Origin of the sequence: uncultured Aquimarina sp. (genome assembly GCF_947492965.1) — a bacterium.
In the GTDB taxonomy this organism is placed as follows: domain Bacteria; phylum Bacteroidota; class Bacteroidia; order Flavobacteriales; family Flavobacteriaceae; genus Aquimarina.
Genome location: NZ_CANLOZ010000006.1, coordinates 119,142 through 134,079 on the forward strand (window position 1 = coordinate 119,142; position 14,938 = coordinate 134,079).

Genomic DNA, 14,938 nt, shown 5'->3' on the forward strand with positions numbered 1-14,938 from the left:
TGTAACTAACAAACTCACATAAATGAAAAAATCATTTCTTCTTATCATCTTAAGTCTTTTAATTTTTTCCTGTAAAAACGAAAAATCACAATCCTCAGATGGAGAAACCACTTTAATTCGTGGTGAATTCATACTTATTGATGATGCAGGTGTTATAAAAGGAAAAGACTTTATATATGGTGTGGTTATAGACGATATAGCCAAAGAATTAAACAGTAAAGTAAAACCATTACAAAGAGAAGAATATGACATGGTTCCTGTAGTTGTAAGAGGAATTATAAAAAAGAACGAAGATGATGGTTGGCCAGAGATTGTAGAAATAAAAGAAATCGTTGGTGTAAGTGAACCAACCTCAGAATTACCAACAAAAATAAAATCTTCAGAAACCGCTGGACAAGAATAAGTGGTACTGAAGATATAATGACTAAAAAAACTATTTAAAAGAAAGATACGAAATGTTAGAAATTAAGGATTTACACGCTAGCGTTGAAGATAAAGAAATTTTAAAAGGTCTTAATCTTGAAGTAAAGGCCGGAGAAGTTCACGCAATAATGGGTCCTAATGGTGCTGGAAAAAGTACCTTAGCAAGTATTGTTGCTGGAAAAGAGGAATATGAAGTAACGGAAGGTTCTATTCTTTTAGATGGTGAAGATATAGAAGATTTAGCCGCAGAAGAAAGAGCACATAAAGGTGTTTTTCTTTCATTTCAGTATCCTGTAGAAATTCCTGGAGTAACGGTTACTAATTTTATGAAAACCGCTATCAATGAAACCAGAAAGGCTCAAGGGTTAGAAGAAATGCCTGCAAAGGATATGCTTAAAAAAATTCGTGAAAAATCCGAATTACTAGACATCGATCGTAAGTTTTTATCTCGTTCACTTAATCAAGGATTCTCTGGAGGAGAAAAGAAACGTAACGAAATTTTCCAGATGGCAATGATGGAGCCTAAACTGGCTATTTTGGACGAAACAGATTCTGGACTAGATATCGATGCCTTACGAATTGTAGCGAATGGAGTTAACAAATTGAAAAGTAAAGACAATGCGGTAATTGTTATTACACATTACCAAAGATTGTTAGATTACATCGTTCCTGATTATGTACATGTTTTATACGATGGTAAAATCGTAAAATCAGGAACCAAAGAATTGGCCTTACAATTAGAGGAAAAAGGATACGATTGGATTAAAGAAGAGATAAACGCATAGTTATGGAGCTGAAAGAAAAATTAGTATCTTCTTTTCTTGCTTTTGAAAACACTGTAGATGTTGATGCTCCTGTTCACGATATCAGAAGCCAAGCTATCAAGGTATTCGAAGAAAAGGGATTCCCAACAAAAAAAGAAGAAGCCTGGAAATATACATCGCTAAATGCAATACTAAAGCATGATTATAGTATTTTTCCGAAAGAAGAAAATGCGTTAGAATTTAAAGATGTGAAGAAGTATTTTCTTCATGATTTAGATACTTATAAAATTGTATTTATTGATGGTAAGTATTCTTCTCATTTATCAGAAACTACACATGATAAAATTGATGTGTGTTTAATGTCCTCGGCATTAACTCATGATAAGTATAAACCAGTTATAGATAATTATTTTAATAAAGTAGCTCAAAAAGATGGGTTAACTTCTTTAAATACTGCTTTTTCTAAAGAAGGAGCTTACATCTATATTCCTAAAAATAAGCTAGCAGACAAACCGATTCAAATTATTCACTTCTCTACAGGAAAAGAATCATTACAACTTTTACAACCTCGTAACTTAATAGTTGTTGAAGAGAACTCACATGTACAGATAATAGAGCGTCATCAGAGTTTAACATCCAATCCTGTGCTGACTAATTCGGTTACAGAAATCTTTGCTGATAAAAGAGCTATTGTAGACTACTACAAAATTCAAAATGATAATGAGACTGCTTCTTTAATAGACAACACATATATACAGCAGCAAGCTCAAAGTATCGCATCAGTTCATACGTTTGCTTTTGGAGGTAATATAACCCGAAATAATTTAAATTTCTACCAGCAAGGTCAAGGAATAGATTCTATTCTTAATGGAGTTACTATTCTCGAAGGAAAACAACATGTAGATCATAATACGCTAGTACATCATACAGAACCAAATTGTGAAAGTCATCAGGATTATAAAGGAATCTTTGATGAAAAAGCAACGGGTGTATTTAATGGTAAAATCATTGTAAATAAAGAGGCACAAAAAACTAATGCTTTCCAATCTAATAACAATATTTTATTAAGTGATAAAGCAACGATCAACTCTAAACCTCAATTAGAGATTTTTGCAGATGATGTAAAATGTTCTCACGGCTGTACTATTGGTCAATTAGATGAACAAGCATTGTTTTACATGAGATCCAGAGGTATTGGAGAAAAAGAAGCAAGAGCATTGTTGATGTATGCTTTTGCCAATAACGTTTTGGAAAGTGTAAAAATACCTCAGCTAAAACAGCGAATCAATAAATTAATTGCCAATAAACTAGGAGTAAATATTGGTTTTGATTTATAAAAAAATTAAGCTTTTAAAATAAGTAATTAAACCTCTTCATATCATTGTTGAGGTTTTTTGTTTAAAATCATTATTTTATTGCATCATTGATGTCTCGTAGAAATTCATTAAAATCTACACCTGCGTCTCCAACAAGTCCAAAACGAACGATGACTAAATCCTTAGACGGAATTATAAAAACTCGTTGTCCCTGAAAACCATTAGCAGAATACATATCTCTGGGAGCATCCTGATAAAACCCTCCAGAATTTAACCAAAAATGACCTCCATAATCACCTTCAGAAGTAGGGGTCGGAGTAGTCACATAATCTACCCATTCTGGATTAAAAATTTGTTCTCCGTTCCAGTTTCCTCTATGTAGGTATAGCAATCCAAATTTTGCCCAATCCCTTGGTGTACCCCAGGCATAAGATGAACCTACATAATTTCCGGCCATGTCCGTTTCTATTAACATAGAGTGCATTCCTATTTTGTCTATAAATTCGCGATACGGAAAATCAAGATATTCTTGATAACTATCAAATTGCTGTCTAAGAATACCTGATAATAAATTAGAAACTCCTGAAGAATAATACCAAAACTCATTAGGCTTATGGATCGCTTTTTTGAAAATTTGAGGTTTCGTCATATCCTCATCCAAGTATAGCATTGTTGTTGCATCCGATATAGACCCATAATCCTCATCCCAAACTAAACCACAATTCATCTGTAACAAATTATTAATGGTAATTTCATTTCTGTCATCATTTTGCCATTCTTTTATTGGCGCTTTATCTGCTATATTTATTTTACCTTGCTTTTGTAAGATTCCAAAGTTAGTTGCTAAAATGCTTTTAGTCATAGACCATCCTAAGAGCACCGAATTTTTGTCATATCCTTCGGCATATTTTTCTTCAATGATCTGGTCTTTATAAAGAACTATTACTGCTCGAGTTTTCTTAATACTTTCACCTTGTCTATCAAATACTGTAGCAACCGAACTTTTTATTTTGTTATAATCAACGTTAGCAAAAACTGTATCATTCTGAGGTAGGTTTCCATACGGAAAAGGCAAATTCGTCTTAAATATGGTTCTTTTTGGCTTTTTATACGGTGCATCTATATCAAACCCATCATTAATCAATACGCTTCCTAATCCTTCTCTATAGATAGCTTTTCTTTGATTTAATCCAAAAACAGAAGCAACAGCAGATTTTTCATTGGTATCTACTTCATCTTCAGCCAAATGAACCGGAGCAAAATTATTATCATTGCTGTCTGTAAACTCTACAGAACGATTTCCTATAAAAACAGAAGAAGCCATATTTTTAGCAGAATATCCGGAAAGTATGGTAAGCTTAGGATAATTCCAAAAACCCGCAATCAGAATAAGCCCAACCAATCCAATAAATATAAAACCTAAAATCTTTTTAAATCTTTTCATTGTGTGAAGTGTTAAATCCTTTTAAAAATAAGCAATATCACTTAGAAATAGTTCCTATTTTTGCAGAAAGAAATTGATATGTTTGATGTACAGAAAATACGACAAGATTTTCCTATTTTAGATAGAGAAGTAAACGGAAAACCGCTTGTATATTTTGATAATGCCGCCACCTCACAAACTCCTCAAATAGTGATTGATGCCATAGTGGATTATTATAGTAATTACAATGCTAATATCCACAGAGGCGTGCACACATTATCACAGGAAGCTACGGATGCTTATGAAATTGCTCGTAAAAAAGTACAAGAACATTTTAATGCAAAACATTCTTACGAAATTATATTAACCTCTGGGACTACCCATAGTATTAATATCGTAGCTACTGGTTTTTCCAGCTTACTAAAAGAAGGTGATGAAATCATCGTTTCTGCTTTAGAACACCATTCTAATATCGTTCCATGGCAAATGCTTTGTGAAAGAACTGGAGCTGTTCTTAAGGTGATACCAATGAATGAAGAAGGAGAACTTTTGATGGATGCTTATGATCAATTGTTATCAGAAAGAACCAAATTGGTTTTTACGAATCATATTTCTAATGCGTTAGGAACCATTAATCCTATTGAAGAAATAATAGAAAAAGCCCATGAGGTTGGAGCGGCGGTATTAATAGATGGTGCACAATCTTGTCCACATATCAAGCCTGATGTTCAAAAACTAAATGTTGATTTTTATGTAGCCTCTGCGCATAAGCTTTGTGGACCTACTGGTGTTGGTTTATTATACGGAAAAGAAGAGTGGCTTAATAAATTACCTCCTTACCAAGGTGGTGGAGAAATGATTGATCAGGTTACGTTCGAGAAAACAACCTACGCTGGTCTTCCTCACAAATTCGAAGCTGGAACACCTAATATTTGCGGAGGTATTGCCTTTGGGGTGGCTTTAGATTATATGAATAGCATTGGTTTTGAAGCTATTGCACAATACGAAAAAGAACTACTAGACTACGGTACAAGTAAACTTCTTGAAATCGAAGGTTTAAAAATCTATGGAACTTCTAAACATAAAACTTCGGTAATTTCCTTTAATGTTGGTGATATCCACCCGTATGATATTGGTTCTATTGTGGATAAATTGGGTGTAGCAGTACGTACCGGTCACCATTGTGCACAACCCATTATGGATTTTTATAAGATACCAGGAACCATTAGAGCTTCATTTTCTTTCTACAATACAAAAGAAGAAATCGATATTCTTGTAGAGGCTGTTAAAAAAGCAAAAATGATGCTATCGTAAGTATCATTTCTTAAACTAATGAATGTTAATTAGTTACTGTTAAAATTTGTTAATTTTTATTGTTTTTCAACACTTAAAATGCTGGTTTTCAGCATAAAAAAGTGTTTATTATGCTTGCATAGTAAAATTTTTCAGGATAGTTTTATCTCACTAACCAAAAAATAAACAATCATGAAAAATTTAGTACTCACAATTTTCTCATTACTCTTTTTATCCTCAGGTCTAGTAGCACAAGAATATACTATTGGGTTTAGTTCTAAAACTTTTAGAGATGCAGATCGAAGAAATAGAAGAGTAAATGCTCGGATCTACTACCCTATTTCCAATAACACTTCGCAATCGGTAAATGAGCAATTTCCTGTTATTGTTCTTGGACATGGTTTCATTATGGGCTCTGATGCGTATCAGAATTTTTATGATACTTTAGTTCCTCAAGGGTATATTGTAGTATTTGTTAATACTGAAGGTTCTATTTTTGCAAATCATATAGCGTATTCCGAAGATTTAGCGTTTATGGTAAACGCTGTTCAGCAAGAAAATGATAATTCTAGTTCCGTATTATACCAATCCGTTGCAGATAAAACTGCGTTAATCGGTCATTCTATGGGTGGTGGAGCTGCCACTGTAGCTGCATCATTAGTGGAAGTAGAAACACTGGTTACTTTTGCGCCAGCTCAGTTACGTTTCGATACCTTAACTCCTGCATCTGAAGTTACAGAAGATGCCATTGTTTTTTCTGGAAGTGGAGATGCAGTTACTCCTGCTAATGAAGATCATATCCCAATTTACAATAGTTTAGGTGCTAATTGTAAATACTTCATTAATATTTTAGGTGGTGCACATTGTTATTATGCAAACAGTAATTTTGCGTGCGACTTTGGTGAAAACTCTTCTTCAGGAAATATCCAAATAACAAGACAAGAACAGCAAGAAATCGTATTTGGTTATCTTAATTCTTGGTTTGCTTACAAGTTAAAAAATGACACCTCAGCACAAGAACAGTTTATAAGTGACTTATCATCCGATGCTATTGATTATGAAAATGGATGCTTAGAAAATAATCAGACAACGATTATAGATCAAAACCCTACGGTTGTAATTTCTCCTAACCCTACTACTCGAAAAATAACAATCGGAACCAAAAATTCGAACACGTTCGAAAAAGTTGAATTTTATAATCAACAAGGAATTCTTATACATACATCTTATAATAAAGAAACGTATACTTCTCAGATACAATCAGGTAATTATATCTTAAAAATCTTTACCAAAAAAGGTATTACAACGAAGCAATTGGTTGTTAAAAATTGAATTGTTTTCATTTTAATTTGATTAACGGTGACCCAAATGGTATACATCTGTATATCGTTTGGGTTTATTAGTATTTCGTTATGAGAAAACCTGTGAAAGAATCTTCTACATTTCAAAAAAACTTCTTTTATTACTATCCTCTTTCTCAAAAATCAATCTCGAAAAGTAAACCAAATAGTTAATACTATCTTATGATTAACCGAAAGTGTTGAATAGCAAGGATTCTTGTTGTATTTTTGTAAAAAATTGTAGGAATATGTCTATACAAAAACTTCAGGAAGAGATTGTTGATGAATTTAGCATGTTTGATGATTGGATGCAACGCTACGAATACATGATTGATCTTGGTAAATCCCTTCCTTTGATCGAAGAAAAGTATAAAATCGATGAGAATATCATCAAAGGATGCCAAAGTAAGGTATGGGTTCATGCAGAAATGAAGGATGAAAAAATAGAATTTACGGCAGATAGTGATGCTATCATTACCAAAGGTATCATTGCCATTCTGATTAGAGTTTTTTCTGGTCAGCATCCAAAGGATATTATTGATGCAGACACTGCTTTTATCGATGAGATTGGACTAAAAGAACACTTATCACCTACCAGAGCCAACGGATTGGTAAGCATGATTAAGCAATTAAAAATGTATGCTGTAGCATATCAAACTCAGTTAAATTAATTCGCCTTTTATTAATTAAGTTTATTTAGAAAAAGACGACTAAAAATATACTATGAGCGAAACCCATATAGATACCGCAGAACTAGGAGAAAAAATCGTAAGAGTTCTTAAAACAATCTACGATCCAGAGATTCCTGTTGATATATACGAACTTGGATTAATATATGATGTGTTTGTGAATGAAGATAATGATGTAAAAATCCTTATGACATTAACTTCTCCAAATTGTCCAGTTGCAGAATCTTTACCAGAAGAGGTTAGAGAAAAAGTAAAATCATTAGATGCAGTTAATGATGTAGAGTTAGAACTCACTTTTGAGCCTACATGGTCTCAGGATTTAATGAGTGAAGAGGCAAAATTAGAATTAGGAATGCTGTAAGTAAGCTTCAAAAACCATTCTTTCGCATAGCTGATATACAGTAAAAATGAATCTGGAGCATTATCGTAAATTAGAAAAGATGTATTTGAATGCAAATATCAATACGGACATCTTTGATACCACAACAGTTAAGATTTCTGAAGGAATATCAGAAATTGGACTAACTATATCCGATAAATATTTTCACGCACTAGGTGCAATTCATGGTTCTGTATACTTCAAATTATTAGATGATGCAGCGTTTTTTGCTGTAAATTCAATTGTTGAAGATGCTTTTGTACTAACCACATCCTTCAATATAAATTTAGTGCGCCCTGCAAACAAAGGAGATATTAAAGCTATTGGAAAAATAAAATTCCGATCTCCAAACCTTTATGTTGCGGAATCCGTATTATATAACGAAGATGGCAAAGAAATAGGTTTTGGAACTGGCAATTTTGCCAAAAGTAAAATAGCCCTTACCGAAAAAATAGGATATAAAATCTAATACCATGGCAGAAGAAATCATTAATAGAGTTGCAAATAACAAAAATCTTATTACCATCGATCTTGAGGATTACTATCCAGCAGGAGATCGTGTAGTATTTGATATAAAGGATTGGCTTTATGAAGGTTTTATTCTTCGCGAAAAGGAATTTAGACAGCAAGTTTCCGAACATGATTGGAGTCAATACCAGAACGCATATGTGGCGCTACATTGTTCTAGTGATGCTATTATTCCTGGATGGGCATATTTATTACTCACAACTAAGTTAACTCCGTTTGCCAAACATGTTGCAGTAGGATCATTAAAGGATCTGGAGACTATACTCTTTTCTGATATTGTTCGTACACTTGATGTCTCAGCATATCAGGATAAGCTATTAATCATAAAAGGTTGTGCAAATAAGCCTATTCCTGAAAACGCTTACATACAACTTATCCAAAAACTACAACCAATTGCTAAAAGTATTATGTACGGTGAAGCATGCTCTTCTGTACCTCTTTTTAAAAGAAAATAACAACTTCATCGTTAAAAAGTGCTTTTTATCGAAAATTTACCCTTGAATACTATTATTTTATATCGAAGCGTATTACTTCAATTATATTTGCCAACGCAAAATTTTGCATAAACCTTGAACTTGTTTTACCAAAGTTTATTACTAAATTTAGAATATCCTTTGTGATAAACAAACTACTTAAAACTATATAGATTATGAAAAAAATCGTATTCACATTTATTTTTCTAGTAGCAGGAATCCAAATAGGGCTTGCACAAACAGAAGAAGAATTGAAAACAAAATTAGCTGCAAAAAAAGATTCTATTGCTGCAATACAAGGAAGAGCTAACGCAATCCAAGCACAAATAGATGCTTTACCAGGATGGAAAATCGGTGCTTTTGGTACCATTGGAGGAAGTCTTTCTGGTTTTAATAACTGGTTTGCACAAGGAATTCCTAATAATGATGCAGGTACTATTGGAGTAACTGTAAATGCATACGCTAACTTATTAGAAGAAAAGTATTTTTGGAGAAATAGCGCTAACGTAAATTTAGCATGGGTAAAATTAGATGATAGAGATGATCCAACAGATGATGATAGCTTTAGAGAGTCTACAGATGTGTTTACTGTTTCTTCTTTATTTGGTTACAAACTGACAAATACATTAGCGGTTTCAACTTTAGGAGAATATAGAACTACGCTTCTTAACAACTTTAACGATCCTGGATATTTAGATTTAGGTGTGGGTATTACTTGGACTCCTATTAACAATCTAGTTGTAGTTGTGCATCCATTAAACTATAACTTTGTATTTAGCAAAGGTGATGCTCAGTACGAGTCTTCTTTAGGTGCTAAAATTGTTGCGGATTACACACGTAAGTTTGGTGCTATTAACTTTAAAACCAACTTATCTGCTTTTGTAAGTTATGAAGATGCTGATTATTCTAACTGGACATGGACAAATTCTTTCTCATACACTTTATGGAAAGCTATAGGAGTTGGATTTGATTTTGGTCTTAGAAGTAACAAGCAAGAAGCATTCAACTATGCATTGGCGCAAGACGCTTTACTTGTTCCTCCTCCAACAGAAGTACGTACTTTAGAGAACACGGATAATGAATTACAATCTTTCTGGAACTTAGGATTAAGTTACTCATTCTAAGTAAAAAAGTAACATAATAAAAAAAGGTCAACTTAAAGAAGTTGACCTTTTTTTATTTCTGTCATTTCACGAGTTTCATATAAAACTCATATAAGTCTTCATCATATATTGAAAAACCATTTCGCTCATATAGAAACTTTGCTGGATTTTCTTTTAGTACTTTAAGTCTTATTTCTTTATTGGTTGCTACAGCTTGTTCTATGACATCGCTAAGCACGTAATTTCCAATTCCTTTTCCCTGAAATTTAGGGGTTATCTGAAGTTGAAGAATTTCGATAACACTATCTGTTTCGATATATTTTAGTACACCTATTTTTTCTTTATGCTGTAGAATAATAAATGCATGATCAAAATGAATTCTTACTCTGGCTAAATGCTGTTCTTCTGATAAAAACAGCCCGGCTTTTTCTAAATGTTCTATCATCGTTTGCTTTCTTAGTTCTAGCAAAAAAGTAATATCATCATTCGTAGCCTTATGCAGTTCGATGTTCATTTTATTTCTAGTTTATCTTTCAAATACATGCATACTAATCTAAAAAAATAATAGTTTACATAATACAATCACTGCTACATTAGGTATTAGGTTACGTCTATATATTTGAATAAGCTATACGCATAAATTATATTTGTGCCCATATCCGTTGTTACCCATGCGCAAGATTGTTGTATTTATTTTTCTATGCTTTTTACTGATTAAAGCTTTTGGTCAAGAAAAAAAAGAGGTAAAACAACTAGATTCTATACAAGTTCGATTGGAAAGGTCATTGGATAGTTTACTCCAAAATACTCCCAAAGAACTAAATGTTATTGTCCTTAAAAAACTCTTGAACAAACTAAACCCTAAGCCTGTTAAAAAGCCTCATATAGGATGGAAATCCTTCGGAAAGTTTTCTTTCTTTTTTAATCAATCTGCATTTAATTATGATTGGCAAGGTGGAGGAACTTCTAACGTAGCTGGAAACCTAGCGCTTAATTATGAGATTAACTACAAAAAGAACAGTTTAACTTGGGACAATAAAATTTTAGCAGATTATGGTCTTACTTTTCTAAAAGGCGAAAATTTTGCTCGCAAAACGAATGATCGTTTAGAATTGAACTCTCGTTTAGGACAAAGAATAGGCGAAACGTATTGGAACTACTCATTGTTTGTAAATTTTAGATCTCAATTTGCCAAGGGATATAGCTTTTCCAAAGACCCAGATACCGACGAAACGATTCGTACCGAGGAAACTCATTTTTTCTCTCCTGCTTTTTTACAAATAGGTCCAGGATTTCTTTGGAAAAAAAGCGATAACCTAAATATTAATATAGCACCTGTAACCTCTCGTATGATTTTCGTAGACGATCAGTTTACCACTACTCCGGATTATGTAGATGGTGATTATTTTGGTGTAGACGCTGGCAAAAGCTCACGATTTGAGTTTGGAGGATCTTTAGCGGCTTATGCTAAGTTTCCCATTATCAAAAACATTACAATGGAGCAAATCCTGAATCTGTACTCTAATTATATCGAGGATCCTTATAATATCGATATTGATTATACCCTAAATATCAATTTAATTGTAAACAAATATATATCTGGCAGTTTTGCATTCCAAGCCATCTATGATGATAATGCTACTAGCGGATTCCAAATCAGAGAAGTTCTTGGACTAGGATTAAATTATGAGTTTTAAATCAAACCTACTCCTCTACAAACTCTGGATATAAGAAGTTGTTATAAGGAAAACGGGTTACATGAATATCTCTTACCTCTTTATAAACTCTTTTTCTAAAAGAGTCCATATTTTCTTTATTAATGGCAGATATAAATAAGGCATTATCACCTATCCTACTCATCCAGGTTTGTTTCCACTCATCTAGTGTATAGTGAACTTCCGTTTTTTCTGTAGTAAGATCATCTTCATCTATAGTCTTATGCTCGTAAGCATCTATTTTATTAAACACCATAATCGTAGGCTTATCCATACTTTCGATCTCACCTAAGATCTTATTTACAGAAGCGATATGATCTTCAAACTGACCATGAGATATATCTACTATGTGCAGCAATAAATCTGCTTCTCTTACCTCATCTAAGGTACTTTTAAAACTTTCTACCAATTGCGTTGGAAGTTTTCTGATAAACCCTACGGTATCACTTAATAAAAAAGGAAGGTTGCCAATAACCACCTTTCTTACTGTGGTGTCTAAGGTTGCAAATAGCTTATTTTCGGCAAATACATTACTTTTTGCAATTACATTCATTAAGGTAGATTTACCCACGTTCGTATATCCTACCAAGGCTACTCTCACCAATTTTCCACGATTACCTCGTTGTGTAGCCATTTGTTTATCGATGGTAAGTAGTTTTTTCTTTAATAAAGAAATACGATCTCTTACAATACGTCTATCGGTTTCGATCTCTGTTTCTCCTGGTCCGCGCATTCCAATACCTCCTCGCTGACGTTCTAAGTGAGTCCATAAACCTGTTAATCGCGGTAACAAATATTGATACTGCGCTAATTCTACCTGTGTACGGGCATAACTTGTCTGAGCGCGTTGTGCAAAAATATCCAGAATCAAGTTCGTTCGGTCAATGATCTTAGCTTTTAATATACGTTCTATATTACGCTGCTGAGCAGGCGTTAATTCATCATCAAAAACAACAGTTCCGATATCATGTTGTTCTACATACGCCAACACCTCTTCCATTTTACCCGATCCAATAAATGTTTTAGAATTGGGCACCTCCATTTTTTGAGTAAATCGCTTCACCACTTCTCCACCAGCAGTATAGGTTAAGAATTCTAACTCATCCAAAAACTCTGTTAGCTTTTCCTCATCCTGATTCTTTGTAACAATCCCTATTAAAATTGCCTTCTCGTATTTTATTTTTTCCTTTTCTAACATTAGCGCTTGGTTTTCTAGCGATCTACTTCTTATGTGCTATTTCAACAATTAATCTACAAAGGTACAATATTGTATGCATTTGAATTTGTACTTTAGGCCTCTACAATAAATTTTTATTTCATGTCTTCTAAGCCTTATTTCAAAAAGAAAGATACAAACCTACATACCATTGCTTTTTATAATCTAGAAAACTTATTTGATACCAAAGATGATCCTAACACTTTGGATGATGATTTCTTACCTGATTCTGAAAAACGATGGAATAAAAAAAGGTATGAGAAGAAACTGTTTAAACTTGGGACTGCTATTTCTAATATTGGATTTGCTAAGTCTGGTAAGGCTCCTGTGATTTTGGGAGTAGCTGAAGTAGAAAATAAAGCTGTTTTAGAAGATCTTGTAAAAACAAAGCACCTGATTCATAAAAACTACGGTGTAATCCATCACGAATCTCCTGATGAACGTGGAATAGATGTTGGTTTATTATATCAAAAAGAAAAGTTTACGGTTACCCATTCAGAAAGTGTTCCTTTACTAGTAATGAATGATCATGGAGAAAGAGATTTTACTCGCGATATTCTGTGGGTAACAGGAGAACTACAGAACGAGGAAATTCATATTTTGGTAAATCACTGGCCATCTAGAAGAGATGGAGCTGAATTAACAGCTTATAAACGTATTGCCGCTGCAGAAAAAAACCGTGAAATCATTCATCGGATTACCGAAAAAGATCCAAATGCAAAGATTATTATCATGGGTGATTTTAATGATGATCCTAGTAGTGAAAGTGTGAAACAACATCTTATTGGTCATGATTTCTATAATCCAATGGAAAGATTACACACTAGATTTCGTGGAACATTAAACTATAAAAACCAATGGAATCTATTCGATCAAATCATTTTTAGCAACAACTTCCATAAGTTCGAAAAAGGAACACATAGTTTCGCCGAAGCTAATATCTTTGATGATAGCTTCCTTAAAATCTATAAAGGACGATATAAAGGCAAGCCTTTTAGAACATATGCTGGCGGAAAATATAAAGGAGGTTATAGCGATCATTTTCCTGTTTACATATATCTAAAACACCATATGTAATTCCCATACAAAAGTACCCAACAAACACCTTTTTTCTGTAAAGTTATTTCACTTTAAAACGTCGGGACATAAACCCCTTTTTGTTCTGGTAACAAACCCTTTGTTTATTTTTAAATAATTGATATTCAATATTTTGTTTTGCGGAAATTTCCGCAAAACAAAATATCTCCTTTGCTGATTATACCTACCTCTATACTTTTGAATCCGAATTCAAAAAGAAAATTATGAGTTCGCATTTTACTTAAAATGAAAAGAATAGTATTAAGATCATCCATCTCATAGGATAAGAAGCTCAAATGGCGCCAAAAGAAGTTTCAATAACAATAATCTTCTTTTCAATTAAACAGTAAAAAATAAGGATACTAAGTATCAAAAAACTAAACAAGTCAATTAATTATTCTTAAAAACTAAAAAAATGAAAAAGTTATTTTATGCATTACCAATCTTTGGATTATTATTCTTTGCTTCCTGTGATAAGGACGAATCCAATGAAATCATAGATGAATCAGCAATAACATCTGATTTTTCTTTAAAAGACATCTATGACTTTCAAAAAGATGTCACGATTAGCTCAGAAGAAGGTAGTACTGGAGTGGTAAGAATTTATGCAAATAACCAATCAGCATTAACCAATTATTCTACTGAAAACCTTAGTTTAATGGAAATTCATTCTAATGAAACTTTAAAAGAGAGCCTAGTACGTCATAACATCATGGATCTTACAGAAACTACTATTGATTCTGAAGAGGGAGATGCTAAAGATGCCTCTTTTGAAGAAACTGGTAATGATATCGCCTTTGAATTAGTACAGCTTACAAAAGCGAATCCAAATTCAAAATATGCGATCAACTTTAATCACCCTCAAACAAATGCTTCTAAAGCTAGCTGGCAATACTATACACACTATAGCTCCGTAAATCAAGCTCAAATCGCGGAAATTGCAAGACATAACTTCTGGAGAAGGGTATATTATGGATTAAAGTACAAAGCATATAGCAACAGTAGTTGGGCTACTATTCAAAATGAGTGGAAACTAATTTCTAACAATCAAAGTTTCTCTCACACTAAGAATCCTTGTTACCAGTTTAGATTCCGTGTAAAAACTAAAAATAATAGTGCTTACACTGTAACTTTTGATTATTAACGGAACATGTATTAAACCATTAAAAAACTCCCTTAAGAAGCTTCTTAAGGGAGTT

16 protein-coding genes are annotated in these 14,938 nt (G+C 33.1%); 13 read left to right on the plus strand and 3 right to left on the minus strand.

Features of this window, described 5'->3' with window-relative positions; translation table 11 throughout:
* Window positions 1-22: 22 nt before the first annotated feature.
* The 3 genes from Q1B37_RS16410 to sufD are packed head-to-tail and all read left to right on the plus strand — an operon-like array spanning window position 23 to window position 2,524.
* A complete protein-coding gene (locus Q1B37_RS16410) occupies window positions 23-403 on the plus strand; it encodes a hypothetical protein (protein ID WP_299900281.1) in 381 nt (126 codons plus the stop codon).
* 52 nt (window positions 404-455) lie between these two features.
* On the plus strand, window positions 456-1,208 hold the full coding sequence (gene sufC, locus Q1B37_RS16415; protein WP_299609783.1) for a Fe-S cluster assembly ATPase SufC: 753 nt from the start codon (window positions 456-458) through the stop codon (window positions 1,206-1,208).
* A gap of 2 nt (window positions 1,209-1,210) precedes the next feature.
* A complete protein-coding gene (sufD, locus tag Q1B37_RS16420) occupies window positions 1,211-2,524 on the plus strand; it encodes a Fe-S cluster assembly protein SufD (protein WP_299900284.1) in 1,314 nt (437 codons plus the stop codon).
* A gap of 70 nt (window positions 2,525-2,594) precedes the next feature.
* Here the strand turns inward: sufD and Q1B37_RS16425 are convergent, their stop codons facing one another.
* Window positions 2,595-3,947, minus strand: coding sequence for a serine hydrolase (locus tag Q1B37_RS16425; RefSeq protein ID WP_299900287.1), 1,353 nt, complete (start codon window positions 3,945-3,947; stop codon window positions 2,595-2,597).
* Between the two features lie 78 nt (window positions 3,948-4,025).
* Between Q1B37_RS16425 and Q1B37_RS16430 the strand changes: the two genes are divergently transcribed.
* The 7 genes from Q1B37_RS16430 (at window position 4,026) to Q1B37_RS16460 (ending at window position 9,752) form a co-directional block, all read left to right on the plus strand.
* Complete coding sequence (locus Q1B37_RS16430; protein WP_299900715.1) at window positions 4,026-5,240, plus strand: cysteine desulfurase; 1,215 nt, start codon at window positions 4,026-4,028, stop codon at window positions 5,238-5,240.
* Window positions 5,241-5,411: 171 nt separating this feature from the next.
* Window positions 5,412-6,551: a T9SS type A sorting domain-containing protein gene (locus Q1B37_RS16435; protein WP_299900290.1), complete on the plus strand. Its 1,140-nt coding sequence runs from the start codon at window positions 5,412-5,414 to the stop codon at window positions 6,549-6,551.
* Window positions 6,552-6,807: 256 nt separating this feature from the next.
* On the plus strand, window positions 6,808-7,230 hold the full coding sequence (locus Q1B37_RS16440) for a SufE family protein (protein ID WP_299900293.1): 423 nt from the start codon (window positions 6,808-6,810) through the stop codon (window positions 7,228-7,230).
* Window positions 7,231-7,282: 52 nt separating this feature from the next.
* On the plus strand, window positions 7,283-7,609 hold the full coding sequence (locus Q1B37_RS16445) for an SUF system Fe-S cluster assembly protein (protein ID WP_299609769.1): 327 nt from the start codon (window positions 7,283-7,285) through the stop codon (window positions 7,607-7,609).
* 46 nt (window positions 7,610-7,655) lie between these two features.
* Window positions 7,656-8,096, plus strand: coding sequence for a PaaI family thioesterase (locus tag Q1B37_RS16450; RefSeq protein ID WP_299900296.1), 441 nt, complete (start codon window positions 7,656-7,658; stop codon window positions 8,094-8,096).
* Between the two features lie 4 nt (window positions 8,097-8,100).
* Window positions 8,101-8,610: a DUF2480 family protein gene (locus tag Q1B37_RS16455; RefSeq protein WP_299609765.1), complete on the plus strand. Its 510-nt coding sequence runs from the start codon at window positions 8,101-8,103 to the stop codon at window positions 8,608-8,610.
* A 194-nt stretch (window positions 8,611-8,804) separates the two neighbouring features.
* Window positions 8,805-9,752, plus strand: coding sequence for a DUF3078 domain-containing protein (locus Q1B37_RS16460; RefSeq protein ID WP_299609762.1), 948 nt, complete (start codon window positions 8,805-8,807; stop codon window positions 9,750-9,752).
* 61 nt (window positions 9,753-9,813) lie between these two features.
* Here Q1B37_RS16460 and Q1B37_RS16465 read toward each other — a convergent pair whose 3' ends face one another.
* Window positions 9,814-10,245 carry an N-acetyltransferase gene (locus tag Q1B37_RS16465; RefSeq protein ID WP_299900298.1) on the minus strand — a complete coding sequence of 144 codons (432 nt, stop codon included), beginning with the start codon at window positions 10,243-10,245 and terminating at the stop codon, window positions 9,814-9,816.
* 157 nt (window positions 10,246-10,402) lie between these two features.
* Here Q1B37_RS16465 and Q1B37_RS16470 point away from each other — a divergent pair, with 157 nt between their 5' ends.
* Complete coding sequence (locus Q1B37_RS16470) at window positions 10,403-11,428, plus strand: DUF3078 domain-containing protein (RefSeq protein WP_299900300.1); 1,026 nt, start codon at window positions 10,403-10,405, stop codon at window positions 11,426-11,428.
* 7 nt (window positions 11,429-11,435) lie between these two features.
* Here the strand turns inward: Q1B37_RS16470 and hflX are convergent, their stop codons facing one another.
* On the minus strand, window positions 11,436-12,644 hold the full coding sequence (gene hflX, locus Q1B37_RS16475; protein WP_299900303.1) for a GTPase HflX: 1,209 nt from the start codon (window positions 12,642-12,644) through the stop codon (window positions 11,436-11,438).
* 120 nt (window positions 12,645-12,764) lie between these two features.
* On the opposite strand from hflX, the gene Q1B37_RS16480 reads away from it, so the two are divergent.
* Together Q1B37_RS16480 and Q1B37_RS16485 are read left to right on the plus strand one after the other, a co-directional pair.
* Complete coding sequence (locus Q1B37_RS16480; protein ID WP_299900305.1) at window positions 12,765-13,739, plus strand: endonuclease; 975 nt, start codon at window positions 12,765-12,767, stop codon at window positions 13,737-13,739.
* Window positions 13,740-14,154: 415 nt separating this feature from the next.
* The gene (locus Q1B37_RS16485) at window positions 14,155-14,883 is read left to right on the plus strand and encodes a hypothetical protein (RefSeq protein ID WP_299609743.1); all 729 of its coding nucleotides are present in this window, start codon (window positions 14,155-14,157) and stop codon (window positions 14,881-14,883) included.
* The last annotated feature ends 55 nt before the right edge of the window (window positions 14,884-14,938 follow it).